The organism is Thermopirellula anaerolimosa, from assembly GCF_054657335.1.
This window is the reverse complement of record NZ_BAAHYX010000006.1, coordinates 2,766,903-2,786,120: the sequence shown is the minus strand read 5'-3', so window position 1 is coordinate 2,786,120 and position 19,218 is coordinate 2,766,903. Positions and strand designations below refer to the sequence as shown.

11 protein-coding genes are annotated in these 19,218 nt (G+C 63.8%); 8 read left to right on the top strand and 3 right to left on the bottom strand.

The annotated features are described in order from the left end of the window. Positions 1–139: 139 nt before the first annotated feature. The 3 genes from ACYQ6J_RS16050 (at position 140) to ACYQ6J_RS16040 (ending at position 5,927) form a co-directional block, all read left to right on the top strand. A complete protein-coding gene (locus ACYQ6J_RS16050) occupies positions 140–2,821 on the top strand; it encodes a sodium-translocating pyrophosphatase (RefSeq protein WP_460185204.1) in 2,682 nt (893 codons plus the stop codon). A gap of 470 nt (positions 2,822–3,291) precedes the next feature. Continuing rightward, on the top strand, positions 3,292–4,584 hold the full coding sequence (locus tag ACYQ6J_RS16045) for a sensor histidine kinase (RefSeq protein WP_460185203.1): 1,293 nt from the start codon (positions 3,292–3,294) through the stop codon (positions 4,582–4,584). Next, the gene (locus tag ACYQ6J_RS16040; RefSeq protein WP_460185202.1) at positions 4,581–5,927 is read left to right on the top strand and encodes a sigma-54-dependent transcriptional regulator; all 1,347 of its coding nucleotides are present in this window, start codon (positions 4,581–4,583) and stop codon (positions 5,925–5,927) included. Before ACYQ6J_RS16045 ends, ACYQ6J_RS16040 begins: the two co-directional genes overlap by 4 nt. Positions 5,928–6,068: 141 nt before the next feature. Here ACYQ6J_RS16040 and ACYQ6J_RS16035 read toward each other — a convergent pair whose 3' ends face one another. Genes ACYQ6J_RS16035 through ACYQ6J_RS16025 form a run of 3 tightly spaced genes read right to left on the bottom strand, consistent with a single transcriptional unit; the run spans position 6,069 to position 10,186 of the window. After that, positions 6,069–7,391, bottom strand: coding sequence for an ABC transporter permease (locus ACYQ6J_RS16035; protein ID WP_460185201.1), 1,323 nt, complete (start codon positions 7,389–7,391; stop codon positions 6,069–6,071). 52 nt (positions 7,392–7,443) lie between these two features. After that, entirely contained in the window at positions 7,444–8,184 is a 741-nt protein-coding gene (locus ACYQ6J_RS16030) for an ABC transporter ATP-binding protein (RefSeq protein WP_460185200.1), read from the bottom strand. A gap of 16 nt (positions 8,185–8,200) precedes the next feature. Further along, a complete protein-coding gene (locus ACYQ6J_RS16025) occupies positions 8,201–10,186 on the bottom strand; it encodes an efflux RND transporter periplasmic adaptor subunit (RefSeq protein WP_460185199.1) in 1,986 nt (661 codons plus the stop codon). Positions 10,187–10,609: 423 nt separating this feature from the next. On the opposite strand from ACYQ6J_RS16025, the gene ACYQ6J_RS16020 reads away from it, so the two are divergent. From ACYQ6J_RS16020 to ACYQ6J_RS16000, 5 genes are all read left to right on the top strand, one after another. Continuing rightward, a complete protein-coding gene (locus tag ACYQ6J_RS16020; RefSeq protein WP_460185198.1) occupies positions 10,610–11,554 on the top strand; it encodes an alpha/beta hydrolase in 945 nt (314 codons plus the stop codon). Between the two features lie 135 nt (positions 11,555–11,689). Next, positions 11,690–13,498, top strand: a complete 1,809-nt coding sequence (locus tag ACYQ6J_RS16015) for a sulfatase-like hydrolase/transferase (RefSeq protein ID WP_460185197.1) — start codon at positions 11,690–11,692, stop codon at positions 13,496–13,498. After that, complete coding sequence (locus tag ACYQ6J_RS16010; protein WP_460185196.1) at positions 13,495–14,952, top strand: AGE family epimerase/isomerase; 1,458 nt, start codon at positions 13,495–13,497, stop codon at positions 14,950–14,952. The genes ACYQ6J_RS16015 and ACYQ6J_RS16010 overlap by 4 nt, the downstream gene beginning before the upstream one ends. Positions 14,953–15,138: 186 nt before the next feature. Continuing rightward, positions 15,139–16,914 carry a proline--tRNA ligase gene (locus ACYQ6J_RS16005; RefSeq protein WP_460185195.1) on the top strand — a complete coding sequence of 592 codons (1,776 nt, stop codon included), beginning with the start codon at positions 15,139–15,141 and terminating at the stop codon, positions 16,912–16,914. Between the two features lie 149 nt (positions 16,915–17,063). Further along, the gene (locus ACYQ6J_RS16000; RefSeq protein WP_460185194.1) at positions 17,064–18,953 is read left to right on the top strand and encodes a hypothetical protein; all 1,890 of its coding nucleotides are present in this window, start codon (positions 17,064–17,066) and stop codon (positions 18,951–18,953) included. Positions 18,954–19,218: the final 265 nt, after the last annotated feature.

Sequence of the window (19,218 nt, the reverse complement as noted above, 5' to 3'; positions counted from 1 at the left end):
GGAACCGAGACTCTTGCCGTTGGCGTTGGGGGGACGGGCGTACGGGAATCCCCGCGGGCGGCATCCCGCCTTCCGCCGGGTATGCGTTCCGTGAGGTTTGGACATTCCGTGGAAACGTTGGGAAAAAGTGAGGGTCTCTATGACAGCCGGAAAATGGAGTGCATGGTTTGGTCGCGGGCTTGCTCTGCTCGCGGCGACCGCGGTCTTCGCGGTGACCTGCGGGTTCGGCGCCGCGGCGTCGGCTGAGGAAGCCGTCGCGGAGAGCGTCGCCCCGACCGGGTCGAGTTGGTGGATTTTCTTCCCCTGGGTCATCGGCCTGGCCGGATCGGTCGTCGGCCTCTTTTTCGCCTGGAAGTTCTTCCAGGAGATGATGGCCTCGGAAAAGGGCGATGACCGCATGGAAGAGATCGCCGGGTACGTCCGCGAGGGCGCCAACGCCTACTTGTACCAGCAGTACAAGATCGTGGCGTTGTTCTTCCTGGTGATCTTCATCCTGCTGGCCATCGCGGCCTTCGGCTTGCACGCCCAGAGCACCTGGGTGCCGTTCGCCTTTTTGACCGGCGGTTTCTTCTCCGGGTTGGCCGGTTGGTTCGGCATGAAGACCGCCACCTGGGCCAGCAGTCGCACCGCGCAAGGTTGCCGCAAGTCGCTCAACGACGGCCTTCGCGTGGCCTTCCGCAGCGGGGCCGTGATGGGCCTGACGGTGGTCGGCTTGGGCCTGTTGGACATCTGCCTCTGGTTCGCGATCCTGTACTGGGTCGTGTACTGGTTGGGCTATGCCATGTCGCTGGAACAGATCACGGTGACCATGCTTTGCTTCGGCATGGGTGCCAGCAGCCAGGCGTTGTTCGCTCGTGTGGGCGGCGGTATCTTCACCAAGGCCGCCGACGTCGGCGCCGACCTGGTGGGTAAGGTCGAAGCCGGCATCCCCGAAGACGATCCCCGCAACCCCGCCGTCATCGCCGACAACGTGGGCGACAACGTGGGCGACGTGGCGGGCATGGGCGCCGACCTGTACGAGTCCTACTGCGGTTCGATTCTGGCCACCGCGGCCTTGGGCGTGGCGGCTTTCGCCACCGGCGAATTGCTACCCGCCTCCGTGCTCGAAAAGATCTCCGCCGGCTCTCTCTCGCTGGACGCCGCCAGGCTGAACTATCAGCTCAGCGCGATGTTCCTGCCGATCGTCTTGGCGGGCGTGGGCATCCTCCTCTCGATCCTCGGCATCTACGCCGTGCGATCCGATGAGGACGCCACCCAGCGGACCCTGCTCAAGGCGCTCGCCCGCGGCATCAACCTCTCCACGGCGGCCATCGTCGTGGTCACTTTCATCTTCACCTTCTGGCTGATGCCGGACTTCTGGACGGTCTCGCTGAGTGTGATCACCGGCCTGATCGCCGGTTGGTTGATCGGTAAGTGGACCGAATACGCCACCAGCGACGAATACACTCCGACCAAGAAGTTGGCCGAGCAGGCCCTGACCGGCCCCGCCACCGTCATCATCGGCGGCATCGCCGACGGCATGAAGAGCACCTGGGCTCCGGTGATCGTGGTCAGCGTGGCCACGCTGCTGGCCTTCGGTTTCGCCGCGCAAGGCAACTTCGCCGACGTCACCTGGTTCGCCATGGGGCTTTACGGCGTGGGCATCGCCGCGGTCGGCATGCTCAGCACGCTGGGCATCACGCTGGCCACCGACGCTTACGGTCCGATCGCCGACAACGCCGGCGGCAACGCCGAGATGTCGCACCTGCCGCCCGAAGTTCGCCAACGCACCGACGCCCTGGACAGCTTGGGCAACACGACGGCGGCGACCGGCAAGGGCTTCGCCATCGGTTCCGCCGCGCTCACCGCCCTGGCCCTCTTGGCCGCCTACGTGGAAGAGGTCCGCGTCGGCTTCGATCGCTGGTCGCACTCGGCCTTGGTCTCGGCCGAACCGGGACTGTACAAGCTCTCCGACCGTTTCGTAGGCGAAGTCAGCAAAACAGAGAAGGATGCGTCCGGCAAGCCCAAGATTTACGGCTACCTGGTCTTCCCGTCCGTCGCCGCCGATCCCAGCATCGCCGACGACTGGAAGAAACTGGACGCGACCAAAGGTCCCGTTTCTATCCCGCCGGATATGCTGGAGAATTTCACCGACGAGGCGAAAGGGCTGAAGCGTGAACGCTTGCAGTTCACCAAGACCAAAGCTCCGCTGGTTCGCGTGGATCGGGCAACCATGCCGGACTTCGCCAATTACTATGAGGCCCACCTCATGAATCCCAAGGTCTTGGTCGGCGTGCTGATCGGCGCCATGGCGGCGTTCCTGTTCAGCGCCTTGACCATGAAGGCCGTGGGCCGCGCCGCCTACCGCATGGTGGAGGAGGTGCGGCGGCAGTTCCGCGAAAAGCCCGGCATCATGGAGGGCACCGACAAGCCCGACTACGCCGGTCCCGTGCGGATCAGCACCCAGGCCGCCCAGCGCGAGATGATCGTGCCCTCGGTGCTGGGACTGGTGACGCCGGTGATCGTGGCGCTGCTGTTGGGCGTGGCGGGCGTGATGGGCCTGTTGATGGGCGCCCTGTCGGCCGGTTTCTGCATCGCCGTGTTCATGGCCAATGCCGGCGGTAGCTGGGACAACGCCAAAAAGCACATCGAGCGCGGCGCCTTCGGCGGCAAGGGCACCGACGCCCACAAGGCCGCCGTCGTCGGCGATACCGTGGGCGACCCGTTCAAGGATACCAGCGGCCCCAGCCTCAACATCCTCATCAAGCTGATGAGCATGGTGAGCGTGGTGGTGGCGGGCTTGGCCGTCCGCTACAGCTTGGCCGCCTTGGGCTGGTTCTGAGCGTTTCCCGCTCGGGGAGGGTTTTCCCCGGGTCATCCCTGATTCAACCCTGACTTCGACGGCGGTGCGATCCTTGCGGTCGTGCCGCCGTTTTGCGTTTGGCAGCCCCTCGGCCCCCACCGCCCACTCCAATCGAGAAACAAGAGCCACCAGCGTTAGCTGGTGGTGGATGCACCGCCTTTCCACCTCGGGCTTACGCCCGAGGCTCCCATGCGCGGAAAATAGAGCCACCAGCGTAAGCTGGTGGTGGATGCGCCGATGCTCCCGGTACCGCCGCGCGAATTGCGACGTGCCCGCGTGCCGGATTCCCATCGGGCTGATACAATAGACGAGATCGGCGGTGCCGGTGCGCGACGGGCCAAAGGACGGACTTTGCCCGATTCGCAGCCGAGCATGCCTCGCCTCAGGTGCGGAAGCGGCGCCGTCCCGCCGGAGAATCGAATCCAGCCCCGAAGACCTCGCTCGTCCCCATGAAACTACCCCCGGAAGGCGCCCTTTGGCTGATTCGGCTGCGGTGGATTGCGGCGGCGGGCGTGTTTCTCGCCGGTTACCTGGCATCCTACGTCTTGGGTGTCCTCGAATCGGCCGCTCCCATCTTCGCCGTGGGGACCTTCCTCCTGTTGTACAACCTGGCCTTTGCCTGGCTGCTTTGGGAAAACAACCCGTTACAACCCCTGCGACCGGAGGACAGCATCTTCGCCCAGGTCATCCTGGATTTGGCGTCGCTGACGCTGCTGCTGTATTTCTCCGACATCACGCGGAATCCCTTCATCATCTATTACGTGTTCCACATGATCATTGCGGGGATGTATCTGCGGGGCTATCGGCCGTTCCAGGCGGCGGGCGCGGCGACGGTGCTGCTGGGGTTGGTGATGTTCGCCGAGTACTCGGGCCGACTGCCTCGCTTTCCGTTGCGTTACGGGTCGGGCGCCGACCAGCCTTTGCATGGATTGCAAGTGCTGGGCGTCTATCTGGCGGTCACCAGCAGCATTTGGATGGCCGTCTATTTCACGACTTCCATCCGCCGCTACGTCGATCGCGCGCACGCGGAATTGCGGCAGAAGGAAAAGATGCTCGGCATCGGACAATTGGTGGCCGGTATCGCCCATCAAATCGCCAACCCTCTCGACGGCGTCCAAAACTGCCTTCGTCGCATCGGCGAAGGGGTCAAGGACAATCCCCGGTTGACCGAGTACGTGCAATTGATGACCGAGGCCCTGGAGCGGATCGAGCGAACAGCCAAGCGAGTGCAGGCCTTCGCCCAACCCCGGGGCGTGGTCCTGGGAAAGACCGACGTCAACGCCGCGGTGGAGGGCACCTTGGCCATGCTCGGCCCGCGCATCGGAGACGACATCCGCGTCGAAAAGGACCTTCGCCGGGTGCCGCCGGTGTTGGGCGACATGTACACCATTCAAGAGATCGTCTTCAATCTGTGCACCAACGCCCTGGCCGCCATGCCCGACGGAGGCACGCTGACCGTCCGCACGCGGGCCCTGGGAACCCAGGACGACGACCAGATGAACTCCGTGGCGATCGACGTGATCGACACGGGCGTGGGGATTCCGCGCGTCAATTTGGAACGCATCTTCGAGCCGTTTTTTACGACGCGGGCGGAGGCGGGCGGAACCGGCCTGGGCCTTGGCCTGTGTCGCATGATGATTTCCGAAATGGGCGGTCGGATCGACGTCCGCAGCGCCCTGGGACAAGGCACCACCTTCACCGTCGTCTTGAACGCCTATCGCGAACCCGACCATAAGCCATGAGAATCCTGATCGTCGATGACGAAAAGATCAAGCGCGTGACTTTGGCGGACGATTTGGCCGCCCAAGGGCACGAGGTGGATACCGCGGCCGACGGCGAGGAGGCCCTGGAGCGACTCCGCGGCCGACCTTTCGACGTAGTCGTGGCGGACGTGAAGATGCCCCGCATGGACGGTTTGGAGCTGCTCCGTCGCATCAAACAGGGCGAACAGGCTCCCGCCACCGAGGTCATCATGATGACCGCCTACGGCAGCATTCAATTGGCGGTCGAGTCGATGAAGGCGGGGGCGTACGATTTCATCACGAAACCCTTCCGCAACGAGGACTTGTTCCCCCTGCTGGCGCGACTGGAAGAGAAGCGTGGGCCGACGTCCGCCCGCACCCCGGCGTCCGAGCCGGTCGGCGCCGAGGTCGATCGCGAATTGATCGGCCGTTCCGCCGCCATGAGCCGCGTCAAGAAGATGATCGAAATCTGCACGCGGACGGACGCCAACGTGCTGCTGTGGGGCGAAACCGGGGTCGGCAAGGACCTCATCGCGCAAACCATCCACCGGCATTCGCACCGCCGTGAAAAGCCCTACGTCAAGGTCGGATGCACACTGTTCCCCTCGCATCTCATCGAAAGCGAACTCTACGGGCACGAGCGCGGCGCCTTCACGGGGGCGGAACAGCGGCGGATCGGTCGATTCGAGTCGGCCCAAGGCGGCACGCTCTACCTCGACGACGTGGACGACATCCCCCTGGAACACCAAGCCAAGCTGCTGCGGGCCATCGAGGAAAAGGTCTTCGAACGCGTCGGCGGCACGGAGTTGGTCCAGGCCGACGTCCGGATCATCGCCTCGACCAAGAAGAACCTGCTGGAAAAGGTGGGCGAGGGCACGTTTCGGCAGGACTTGTACTATCGCTTGGATGTGCTGCGAATCTGCATCCCGCCGCTGCGGGAACGAAAGGAAGACATCCCGGCCTTGGCGGAGCACCTCCTGCGGCGCATCGCCAAGGATCGGTCGTTCCGCATCGAACCGGACGCCGTGGCCGCGTTGATGGAGCACGATTGGCCGGGCAATATCCGCGAACTGTACCACACCCTGGAACGCACGTATCTGCTCGGCTCGGAGCACATCACGGCGGACGTGATCCGCTCGCAAATCACCCCCTGGCCGGACCGCAACGGGAAGAGCGAACGTCCCGCCGGCGGAAGCTTTCAAGAGACCATCGAGCAGACGGAACGGGAACTGCTGGAGGCCGCGCTACGGGATGCGGGAGGAAACAAGTCGGCCGCCGCCGCGGCCTTGGGCATGAAGCCCTCCACCTTCCGCGACAAACTGGCCAAGTACGGCTTGGGATAACGGCCCGCCGCTGCCGATTCGCGACGATTGCACCACGAGCGAGCGACTTCCGATTCGCCCGACGCCGAATGAGTTCGACCGTTCACGCCGCAGCGTCCAACTCTGTTGCAGGCGTTCCCCCGCTGCTTTGCGGCGCGAGCGTCACTCGTGCCGGAGGGCCTCGATGGGGTCCATGCTTGCCGCGCGGCGCGCCGGGTACAGGCCGAACACCACGCCGATCGCCACCGAAATACCGAACGCCAGCGGCAACGACGCCGGGACGATGACCGGGTGCATGGTCTTCACGATGTCCGGCAGGGCGCCGTACACGCCGGGCAGGAACGTTTCCACTCCCGCCTTCAAGAAATACGTAAAGATCGGGCAGGTGAAGCCCGCCAAGATGCCCGTCAGGCCGCCGACCGTCGAAAGCACGATCGTTTCCACCAAAAATTGGCGGATGATGTCGCGGCGTTTGGCCCCCAAGGCGCGGCGGATGCCGATCTCGCGGGTCCGCTCCGTGACCGTGGCCAGCATGATGTTCATGATTCCGATTCCGCCCACCAGCAACGAAATCGCGGCGATCAAGCCCATGAAGATCATAAACATCATGCGCGTAATGCGGGCTTGCTCCAGCAATTCCAAGGGGACGGTGACGCCGTAGTCCTCCATGCGGTGGTACTTGGCCAGCAGAGATTTGATGATTTCCGCGGTGGGAAGGACGTTCTTGACGTCGTTCACTTGGAAGGTGATTTGGCTCAACTGCACCTCTTCGCCTTCCAGCGACCCGGCCCTGCGAGAGATCACCACGTCGCCGATCCGCCACCATAGCGTGGTGATGGGGATGTACACGTCGCTCGAGAAGTCTTGGGCGGCCATGGAACCGCCGATCCCCGCGGAGGGCATCTTGGGCTTGCACACCCCCACGACCTCGTAGAAGGTTTCCTCGACGCGAATGATCTTGTGGACGGGATCCTCGTAGGGAAACAGCTTTTCCGCCACGCCCGCCGACAGAACGCAATAGTTCTTGGCCTGCTCCAAATCGACGTCTTGCAGGAATCGGCCGCGGTCCATCTCCAGACGCAGCATGTCTTTGTATTCCGGCGTGCAGGCCACCAATCGCCCGTCCATCTCGTGCCCGCCGCGGCTGAAGCGTTGCCGCAATTCGCGAATGCGGATGGCTCGCGTGATGGTGGGAATGGTCTGCGACAACCGCTCGTAATCGGCACGGGTGATTCCGTATTGGAGCAGCAGGCTGGTGGAAGTGATTTGGTCGGAGGGCGGCTTGATCGTGCGGACGATGATGTTCGTGGCGCCCAGGCTCTCGATCTGCTCTTGCGCCTTGCGACTGATGCCTTCGCCAATGGCCAACAGCCAGATGACGCTGGCCACGCCGATGAAGATGCCCAGCACGGTCAGGAGGGACCGCAGGGGATGGAGCATCAGGCTTTTGGTGCCCAGGCGAAACGTGCGAATCCAAATCAACATGGCAGGAGTCGGTTCACGCGACGAAAGCGAAGCGGCGATTGGGAAACAAGGATTACGACTGCGATAAGGGCGTGAGCGCAGCGCCGGCGACCGCGGGTCGCGCGGACGGCGGGTTTTCGATCATGCTCTCGATGCGACCGTCCTTCAAACGGATAATTCTTCGGGCACGCTTTCCGACATCCGGTTCGTGCGTGACCAACACGATCGTCTTTCCCGCCGCGTTCAACTGATCGAACAGGGCCAGGATTTCCTCAGTGGTGGCCGAATCCAAGTTGCCGGTCGGCTCGTCGGCCAGGATGAAGAAGGGATCGTTGACCAGCGCCCGGGCGATGGCCACGCGCTGCTGCTGCCCGCCGGAAAGCTGCGTGGGACGGTGCCTCAAACGCTCCCCCAAGCCGACCAATTCGGCCAGTTCGCGGCATCGGTCGCGGTCGCGGCGACTCAGCCGACCCTGGTAGTACAGGGGCACTTCGATATTCTCCAGCACCGTCAACTGCGGAATGAGGTTGAACGACTGAAAGACGAAGCCGATGCGACTGGCTCGCAGTTCCGCCAGGCGATCGTCGCTCGCGTCGGCGATATTCTCGTCGCCCAAGAAGAGGCTTCCCGACGTCGGATGATCGAGACAGCCGAGGAGATTGAGGAGCGTGCTCTTTCCCGAACCGGAAGCGCCCATGATGGCGACGTAATCGCCCTCGGGCACGTCGAAGGAGATGCCGCGTAGAGCGCGGACCACTTCGCCGCCGAGCCGATATTCCTTGATCAGGTTTTGAATCGAGGCTGCCAGTTGCATGCTGCGGGACTCCGGGTCAATTGGGACCGCGCGGCGGGGCGGCATCGCCGCGAGCGTCGTCGGGCGGTCCTCCGCGGCGTCCTTCTCCGCGTCCAAGCCCGCCGAACCCCATGCCCCCGCCCGGCGGTCCGAACCCGCCGGAGGCTCGCATTTTTTCCATGCCCGCCCGCATCTCCTCCTTCGAGATCGCCCCGTCGCCGTCGGAATCGTTTTGCAACATTTGTTCCCTGCGATCCTCGGGGATTTCGTCGGCGTCGATCTTGCCGTTCTTGTTGGCGTCCATGCGGTCGAAGATGCGATCGACGATCATCGCGGGATCAAAGCCGCCCGGCGGTCCCATGCCTGCTCCCGGAGGCCCCATACCGGCGCCTGGGGCACCCATCCCTTCCCCTTGGCGGCCCATACCGGCACCGGGCGGTCCGCTCGCCCCCGGTTCGCCTCCGCGCGGCGGTCCCATACCCGGCCCGCCCTCTCGCGAGCCTTCAGGTGTACCGCCGGGACCGGTCGCGCCTTCTTCGCCCGACTTCTTCTCACCGGAAATCACCGGAGGACCGGAGGACGACGCTTGCACGACCAGGCTCTCCTCCGCCATGCCGACCTTCTCTCGGTAGGCCGCCGCGTTGAGAACCACCTCCTGATTCTCCTCCAACCCCTTGCGAACGATCACGAACTTTTCGTTGCTGGGGCCGAGTTCCACCTCGACGGGCTTCATGGCGTCGTCCGCCCAAACGATGCAATAAAACTTGCTCGCAAACTCGAACACGGCCTGGACCGGCACTTGCAAGACGTCAGGCTCGCGGTGCGAAACGATCCGCACTTGGGCCGTCAATCCCGCCCGAAGCTGCTCCGTCGGATTGTCGATTCGAACGATGACTTCGTAGTCCTTGACGTTGGAATTGAAAAACGAGGTCGGCAGGGGGTATTCGCCCACGTCCACCACTTCACCGTCGAAGACCTGATTGGCCAAGGCGTCGACTTGAACTTGAGCGGGCAATCCGACCGACACCAGCCCGATCTTCGACTCGTTGACCTTCGTCTTAACCCGCATCCGCTTGGGGTCGGGCAGGCGGATGATGGTCTGCCGTTCTCGCACCCGCACGCCCTCCTGGATGATCACGTCCGTTTGTCCGCGGACGCCGACCTGGTTGGCGTAGACCACTTGGCCGGCCTCCGGCGCCGTGATGGTGCACTTGGCGATTTGGTCCTCGATCTCCTTCAACTCCTGCTCTTCCAAGTCCAAGGCGTGCTGCTGGGCCTCGAGTTTGGCCTGCGCCGTCTGAATGTCGGCGTCCAATTGCTTCAGCATCTTGGGCTTGGTGAATCGCTCCAAGACGTCCAGTTTGGTGCGTGCGGACTCCACATCCTTTTCAGCCCTTTCCAGGGCGAAACGATCGGCTTCCAATTGGGCCTGGGTGATGTAGCCCTTCTGTGCCAGCGATTGGCTGTACTTGAGATAGTCTTCCGCGCGCCGCTTGTTCTCCTGAGCCACGAAGTTCTCGATCTGAATCGTCAGCAACTGCTGACGATACTGCCCTTCCAGGTATTCCTGCTTGGCAATTCGGGCGGTATCCAAGACGTTTTGAGCCTGAATCAAATTGGCCCGCGCGTTGGCGACCGTGATCTGCTGCTGGGTGAAGCGGTCGCGCAGCGAGGACGAATCCAATTCCACGAGGAAATCGCCGGGTTGGACGTAAGTCCCCTCCGGAACGATCCGCAAGATCATCACGCCGCTGCCCTGCGATTCGACCTCGCAGCGAATCTCGACATTGCTGGCGCTCTCCACGTCGCCGCGCTCCAAGACCTCGCTGACGAATTCGCCGCGCACCACCTGGTAGGTGAGCGGCTTTTCGCCGGTCCCTCCCCAAGAAAACTTAGGCAGGAACGAGGTCAAAAAGAGCAGCCCGGATACCGCCACCGCCCCCATTGCCAGCAGTGCACCCTTGATGATCCAACCGGAACGACGCGGGCCGCGATTCGTCCGACGGTTTTTGGATTCGGACATCCTAGCAAATCCTCAAGCTCAAGCATCGTATCGAACGGGGCCGGTCGGTTCCCCCGCAAATCCATCCCGCCGGCACCCGACGCCGTTTCGGCTACGCCGCCCCAACCCGCAACGGTCATCAACAAGTCGCAAGATCGGCCCCGAGACGCGGAGGGAACAAAACTCGGGTGCGGAATGATCGCCTCGTCGGCGGAACCTTGCCGCCAGTGGCGACCGCGAATGAGCCGAACTGCGACGGCAGGCGCGCAACCACACCCCCCTCTATTGTAAACACGTCCGGGACTCAAAGTTACCGAATTTTTTCCCAAATGGGGGATGGCTTGGACGGCCCGGGTGGATAAACTGGGCCGGGTGTGACTTTGGGAGACATGGGAAATCGGGTATCGTGAGAATTTGTTTCAATCTCGATTCCGGGAGGCCGCCATGTACGCGAGAACTCTGGTTGCTGCGCTGATCGTCTTTTCCCCGTTGCCAACCGTCGAACCCGCCGCAAGTCACGCCTCCGAGGCGGGGGCCGATACCGCGCGAAGGAACGCTGCCGCTCGTCGGTCGGCCATCGCCGCGGACAGCGACATTCAGGCGGATCGAGTCGTCGTCTTCAAAAAAATCGACGATGTTTCCCTCTCGCTCTACGTTTTCTTCCCCGATCACCGCGTCCCGGCGGAACCCCGACCGGGCATCGTGTTCTTCTTCGGCGGGGGATTCGTGAGCGGTTCCCCCAAGCAATTCGAACCGCACTGCCGCTACCTCAGCCAACGCGGCATGGTCGCCGTCACCGCCGAGTACCGCGTCAAGAATCGGCACGGTACCACCCCGCTGGAATCATTCCGCGACGGCAAGTCCGCCGTCCGCTGGATCCGTCTGCATGCCGAGGAATTGGGCATCGACCCGAACAAGCTGGCGGCGGGGGGAGGATCGGCGGGCGGGATGGTCGCCGCCGTCTGCGGCGTGGTGCCCGGTTGGGATGAACCCGGCGAAGACCTCGCCGTCAGCAGTCGCCCCGATGCCATGGTCCTCTTCAATCCGGCAGTGATGGGCAAGGCCCTGCCCGACAGGCAATCGACCGGACAGTTGGGCGTCGCGACGGAGATTCTGCCGTACTACCACATCCGCGAGGGGCTTCCCCCTGCCATCATGTTTTTCGGCGACCGGGATCGCTTTCTGGCCGGGGCCCGAGACTTCCAAAAGGCTGCCGAGGAAAAAGGCAATCGTTGCGAATTGAAAATCTGGCCCGGCTTCGACCACGGGTTCTTCAACTTCGGTCGGGGCGACAATCGCGCATTCCGCGAAACTCTCCTGGAAGCCGACCGTTTCCTAAGCTCGTTGGGCTACTTGCAGGGCGAACCGCGACCGGAATTGCTTCCGTGAGCATGCTGCGAACCAAGTCGGTGTCGGTCCGGCGTCTTCGTCCGCCCAGGGCCGCGCGGTCCACGCCGGCACGCCCGACCCAACCGCACGACCTCCGCGAGGAAAACGACGCGTCACATCACAAGAAAGCTTGAGATGAAAACGGTCTTCGCGACGTTCCTCGGCATCCTCGGTTTCTGCGTTGCCGCGCCAACGACCATCGTCTCGGCGGCGGGCCCCAACTTCATCGTCATCTATACCGACGACCACGGTTGGGCGGATCTCGGCGTCCACGGCGTGGTGAAGGACGTACGCACGCCGCATCTCGACGAATTGGCCCGGGACGGCGTCATCGCCCGACACGGTTACGTCACCGCGCCGCAGTGCGTGCCCTCGCGGGCGGGTTTGCTGACGGGCCGATTCCAAGCGCGATTCGGGGTCGAGAGCAATGCGTCATCGCTGGACGGATTCAATCGCCAAACCACCATCGCGGCACGCCTGCAAAAGGCCGGTTACGTCACCGCGCAGTTCGGCAAATGGCACCTCGGCCCGAAGAACGAAATTCCTAAGCACGGTTTCACTCACGTGTTCGCCCAAGACGGTCGGCAGCCCTTTGCGGCCAACATCAACCTCGACGGCACGGACAGGCCGCTGGGAAACCTCGCTCCGACGGAGTACCACATCGACGCCTGCTCTCAGGCCGCCGCCGCGATCATCGAGCGATATAAGGATCGTCCGTTCTTCCTCTACGTGGCGTACCGCGCCCCGCACACGCCGCTCGATGCGCCGCAGCACTACAAAGACCGCTTTCCCGGTCCCATGCCCGAACGGCGCCGCGCGGCGCTGGGCATGTTGGCCGCGGTGGACGACGGCGTCGGGCTGATCACCGACACGCTGAAGAAGCACAACCTCCGCGAAAAGACGCTCATCTTTTTCATCGGCGACAACGGTGCGCCGCTGAAAATTCACAAGCTGGACTCGCCCTTGACCGGCGACCCGGGCGGCTGGGACGGCAGCCTCAACGACCCGCTCAACGGCGAGAAAGGCATGCTGAGCGAGGGCGGAATGCACGTGCCGTTTCTCATCGCGTGGCCCGGCACGATTCCGGCGGGCAAGACCTTCGAGCATCCCGTCAGCGCGCTCGACGTAGCAGCCACCTTGGCCGCGCTGGCCGCCCTGCCCGTCACGCCCGGCGACCTCGACGGCGTGAACCTCGTTCCGCACTTGACGGGCGAGATCGATAAACCGCCGCACGACGCGCTTTGTTGGCGCTGGATCGCCCAAAGCGCGATTCGAGAGGGCAACTGGAAACTGCTCCGCGGCGGCGATCGGGAATATCTTTATGATCTTGCGAGCGACCTCGAGGAAAAACACAACCTCGCCGCAATCCACCCCGACATCGCGACCCGCCTTCGCGCCAAACTGCAAGCTTGGTCCGACGAACTCAAACCGCCGGGCCTGACCAACGGGGCGATGGCGCCCGTCTGGAACCAATATTTCGACTATTACCTTGAAGGAAAGCCCGCCCCCGTGCCCGACTCCACTGCCGAGGCGGACGCCTTCGGAGGCTGGCTCTGCCGCAACGGCACGCTCGCCGTTCGGGGCGGGGCGCTGATTATCACGCCCGAGCCCGATCCGCCCCGAAACGCCCGTCCTTTCATCGCCAATGCTCGGATCGACCTGCCGGGTCCCGTCACCGTCTCCCTACATCTGCGGACGCAACAGGCCGGGCGAGGATTTTTTGCCTGGCGGACCGCCGGCCAAAAAGACTTCCCGCCGGACGGCAAAGCGGAGGTCGCCTGGCCCGCCGCCGCGGAACCTACGACCATCCGAACGGAACTGCCCGTCGTCGGTCGCCTGATCCACCTGCGTTTCCAACCCGCCGATACGCGCGGTCTGGAAATCCTGGGCATCACCCTCCGCGCCCGCGACGGCAAAGAACAAAGCTGGAGTTTCTCGCAATGAACGGTCAACCATTTCACCGCCTCGCCGCCGTTTCGATCTTCGCCGATCACCACGCCCGAAGCGTCCCCTCCCGCGCCATCCGCTTTCTGGCGGCGGTCGTTTTGATCGTCGCTGCTTCGGGCAAAGTCCGGGCCGAGTCGCCGGAGTCGCTCGCTCCCACGCCGGATGCGTACCGGCAACTTGCCGACCGGATCGAGACGCACTTCTTGCACGAGGTATTGCCGTTCTGGTTTCCCCGCTGCGTGGACCGTGAGCACCAGGGTTTTCACCCGCATTTCACGGCGGAAGGAAGCCAAGGGCCCGTCTCCGACCGTACGATCGTGTTTCAAGCTCGCATGACGTGGCTTGCCGCCGAAGTCGCCCGACGCTATCCCGACCTCCGCGAACCTTATGCCGATTACGCCCGGCACGGACTGCGGATGCTGCGGGAATCGCTGTGGGATCGCGAACAGGGCGGGTTCTACTGGGGAGTGACGATCGAAGGCCGACCTTTGGCGAGTTGCGGGACCGAAAAGCACCTCTACGGTACGGCCTTCGGTATTTACGCGGCGGCGAACGTCTACCGCGCCACGCAGGATCCGCAGGCGTGGGAATTGGCGCATGCGGCCTTCGTTTGGCTCGAGGAGCATGCCCGCGATCGTGAACACGGCGGCTATTTCGAAGCCTTCGCCCGAGACGGCACGCCGCTATTGGAACCGCCCGTTTCGCCCGGCGGTTTGCGCCGCCCGCGCGACCTGCTGGGAACACCCTACGGCTACAAGTCCATGAATAGCCACATCCACATTTTGGAGGCCGTCACGGAACTGTACCTGGCCCGACCCGACCCCGAGGTCGGCGAGCGACTGCGGGAATTGCTGAGCGTGGTCCGCGACAAGATCGCCGTTCCGCCCGGTTGCTTGAATCTCTATTTCACGCCGGACTGGCGACCGGTCCCCGATCACGACTCCTTCGGTCACGACGTGGAAACGGCGTTCCTAATTCTGGAAGCGGCGGAGGTCTTGGGAGAAGGGCACGATCCTCGGACCGAGGCCGTCGCCCGCACCCTGGTCGATCATGCCCTGGAGTACGGTTGGGATGACCGCCTGGGCGGGTTCTTCGACCGCGGTTTCGCCTTCGCGCCGGCCTACGCCAAGGAAAAGATCTGGTGGACGCAGGCGGAAGGGTTGAACGCTTTGCTGCTGATGCATGAACGGTTCGGGGAGGACGACGCCCGCTATTGGGACTTCTTTTGCAAGCAATGGGATTTCATCCGCCGCCGCCAGATTCACCCGCAATGGGGCGAATGGTACGACACCGTGACCGAGGACGGCAAGCCTTTGCCGGATCGTCCGCTGGGGCACATTTGGAAAGCGGGTTACCACAACGGGCGGGCCCTGATGCGAACGGCGGAGCGACTTCGGCACTTGGCGGAGCGCGCGCCCGGTTCCTGCGATCCGGACGGCGCAGCTCGCTAGCGCCGCCGAGCGCCGAGGCATGCACTACCGGCTTGGTTGCACCGCCGGCCTACGCCGGCGGTGCGTTGCGGCGGCGCACGCCGCGACTCGCCTACCGTTTCCCGCCCGGCTCTTTTAGAATCCAGTATTTCAGTGCCGCGGTCGCGGTCGTCGCCGTTTTCGCCCTTTCAAGCACGGAATCGCCACATGCTCTGGAGCAAGACCTTCATCCCCACGTTGAAAGAGACGCCCGAGGGAGCGGAAGTTCCCAGCCACATCCTGATGGTCCGCGCCGGGCTGATCAACCAGGTCATGGCCGGGGCCTACACGTACCTGCCTTTGGGGTTGCGGGCGTTGAAAAAGGCCGAACGGATCGTTCGGCAGGAGATGGATGCCGCCGGCGCCGTGGAATTGTTGATGCCGTCCCTCAGCCCGATCTCGTTGTGGGAACAAACCGGTCGCAAGGAGGCCTTCGGGGACGTGCTGATCCAGGTGGCGCTGAAACGGCAGAACCGCAAGGTCTTGGCGGTCCTAGGCCCCACGCACGAGGAAATCGTGACCGACCTGGTGGCGCATCAAATCTCCAGCTACCGGCAGTTGCCCATCACGCTGTACCAGATTTCGACCAAGTTTCGCAACGAGGAGCGCCCGCGGTTCGGCGTCTTGCGGACCAGCGAATTCCTGATGAAGGACGCCTACAGCTTCGACGTATCGCTGGAGGGCTTGAATCGCAGCTATCAGGCCATGTACGGGGCGTACTGCCGGATCTTCGACCGTTGCGGGCTGGATTACATCCCCGTGGAAGCGGAAAGCGGTCCGATCGGCGGCGACGCCAGCCATGAATTCATGGTGCCCGCCGGAAACGGCGAAGACAAAATCGCCCACTGTCGCGATTGCGGCTACGCGGCGAATCTGGAGCGGGCCGAGATCGGCGCCCGAGCGCCCGAGGACGCCATCCCCGAACCGGGACCGATCGAACGCGTGCCCACCCCCGGCAGCAGCACCATCGAACAGGTGAGCAAACTGCTGGGCTGCCGCCCGCAAGACATGATCAAAACGCTCATCTACGTCGCCGACGGCAAACCGGTCGCCGTGCTGATCCGCGGCGATCGCGAGGCCAATGAGAACAAGATTCGCCGCGCCCTGGGGGCCCGGGAGGTCGCCTTGGCCGAACCGGCGGTCATCGAGAAGGCGACCGGCGCGCCGGTGGGCTTCGCCGGACCGGTGGGATTGAAGCAACCGATCCCCGTTTGGGCCGACTACGATATCCAGTATATGACCAACGCCGTAACCGGGGCCAACGAGGCCGACATGCACCTGCGCGGCGTCAGTGTGGGACGCGATTTTCGGCCCGAAAAATTCGCCGACCTTCGCTGTGCCGCCGACAGCGACCCATGCCCCCGGTGCAGCAGCATCCTGCGGCTTCGACCGTGCATCGAGGTGGGCCACGTCTTCAAATTGGGCACGAAATACTCGGTCGCATTGTCGGCCAATTACGCGGGCGAGGACGAGACGCTGCACCCCATCATCATGGGCTGCTACGGCATCGGCGTGAATCGCATCTTGGCCGCCTTGATCGAGACCACGCACGACGACAACGGCATCGTTTGGCCGGTGTCGCTGGCCCCCTACGAGGTCTTGGTGGTCCCGGTCAACGCCGCGCACCCGGAGAGCGTCCGCGTAGCCCAGTCGCTGCACGACGAATTGAGCCGGGCGGGTGTGGACGTGCTGCTGGATGACCGCGACGTCCGGGCCGGGGTCAAATTCAAGGACGCCGACTTGATCGGCTTCCCGCTTCGCGTCGTGGTCGGCGAGCGCGGCCTGCAAAAGAGCGAGGTCGAAATCAAGTGGCGCTGGGAAAAGTCGGCGGAGTGGATTCCCGTGCAAGACGCCGCCCGACGAATCGCCCAATCGATCGCGGAGGAACGCGAGACCGGTGCGCGATTTCGCGCCGCTCGCGAAAATGGAAACGTCCAGCAATAGAGCCTCCAGCGTAAGCTGGAGGTGTTCAGTCACAACCCAAGATCTCACCACCGGCTAACGCCGGTGGCTCTAGAATTTGATTCTAGAATTAGCGTGAATCTCACCACCGGCTTACGCCGGCGGCTCACGGGCAGCGGAGGGAAATGCCCATGACGTTCCGAGCTCGGAACCGCCGATCGACCGCCTGGATTGCCGCGACCGTCTTCGCGACCTTCCTTTGGCAGGCCGTCTGCCGCGGCGGCGTGGGGCCGGAAAACGTCCTCCTGGTCGTCAATCCGCAAAGCGAGGCCTCCCTCACCGTCGCCAATCACTACCAAGCCCTCCGCGGAATCCCGCCCGAAAATGTCCTGTATCTGGACTGGGACCCGCTCCAAACCACCACGGATGTCGCGACTTTCCGAGAAAAGATTCTCAAGCCCGTCATCGAGGCCGTGCTCGCTCGCCGGTCGCAAATCGACTGCGTGGCCTACTCCGCCGATTTCCCTTGGGGAGTGCGATTGGAGGAGGATATTCGCACCTTCGCGCGGGAACACCCGGAACTCCTCCCCGCGCGTCCGGAGGGATCCGCGCGCGGCGAAAAGACCGAAGCGGAAGACGATCCCGCCGCGCGGTGGCCCAAGCCGTTGACGCCGGTCGGGTCGATCAACGGCTTGACGTATCTCTACCTGCCGGTTCTGGCTGCCGCCCCGCCCGGCTACATGAACCTCCGCGAAAACCAGTACATGCGACGCGCCACGCCGGAACAGGAAGGCGTCCCCTCGCTGGGCTTCAGCGGCACGCTGCAATTCGGCCCTAACGGCGAGGTCTGGGGGGCGGACCGCGATTGGCCGCAGGTCCGCGGCGTCGATCCTCAGGCCGTCGAATCACGCCGGCGGTACCTGCTCTCCATAGTGCTGGGCGTGGTGGAAAACGAGAAGAACCGCGGCAATACCCTGCCGGAGATCGTGAACTATTTGGAACGGTCGGCCAAGGCCGACGCCACCTTCCCGACCGGAACGATCTACTACGTCCGCAACGACGACATCCGCTCCAAGACGCGGCAATCGGCCTTCCCCGAGGCCGTCGAACAGTTGGAGCGATTGGGCGTCCGCGGCGAGATCGTTTTCGGAATCATGCCCAAGCAAAAGGACGACTGCCAAGGCGTGATGATGGGCACGGCCCAATTCCGTTGGGAGGAATCGGGCAGCACGATCCGGCCCGGCGCTCTATGCGATCACCTCACCAGCTTGGGCGGCGTGATGAGTCGCAACGGCGGCCAAACGCCCCTCAGCGAATTTCTCCGTTACGGAGCGGCGGCGGCGTCGGGAACCGTCACCGAGCCTTTCGCCATCCAAGAGAAATTCCCCTTCGCCATGCTCCACGTGCACTACGCCCGAGGCTGTACCGCGGTCGAGGCCTTCTATCAATCGGTGTACGGCCCCTACCAACTGCTGATCGTCGGCGACCCGTTGTGCCGTCCCTGGGCGAACGTCCCGAGGGTGACGCTGGAGGGTCTGTCCGGCCCGATCGTCAGCGGGGAAATCCGGCTTCGGGCGACGGCCCATTTCCCCCGACCGGGCCTGCCGGAACCGTTGGGCGGCGGCGAAGCCTTCGCGTTCGAATACTACTTGGACGGCGAGATGCGCAACCGTCTGCGACCGGGCGAGGAATGCACGCTGAACACCGCCGCCTGGGGTGACGGTCGCCACGAGTTGCGCGTGGTCGCCGTGGAGAAGGGCCTGATCGCCACCCGAGGCTCCTTATCGGTCGATGTGATCTTCCGGAATCACGATCGCGAAATCGAGGTCCGGTCCGAATCGCCCGACCGCGTCGCCTTCGGACAAACCGTCTCCGTGGAGGCTCGTTCCGCGGGTGCGATGGCCCTGGTTCTACGTCACAACGGTCGCATCCTGGATCGCTGTCTGGGTCCCTCGGGCCGATTGACGGCGGAGACGCGCAAACTGGGGCGGGGTCCCGTCTCGCTGCAAGTGGTGGCGCTCGGCCGAAGCGGTCCGGCGTCCAACGTCTATTCCGCCCCGCTCCGCTTCGAAATCGAGTGAGGATTCGGGGTGACGGTACGTCGGCGATTTGGCACGTCGGCACCTCGGGCTTACGCCCGAGGCTCTCATGCGTGGAAAATAGAGCCACCAGCGTAAGCTGGTGGTGGAACCCTGGGTAGCGTCAAAACACCTCGGGCTGACGCCCGAGGCTCTCATGCGTGGAAAATAGAGCCACCAGCGTAAGCTGGTGGTGGAACCCTGGGTAGCGTCAAAACACCTCGGGCTGACGCCCGAGGCTCTCATGCGTGGAAAATAGAGCCACCAG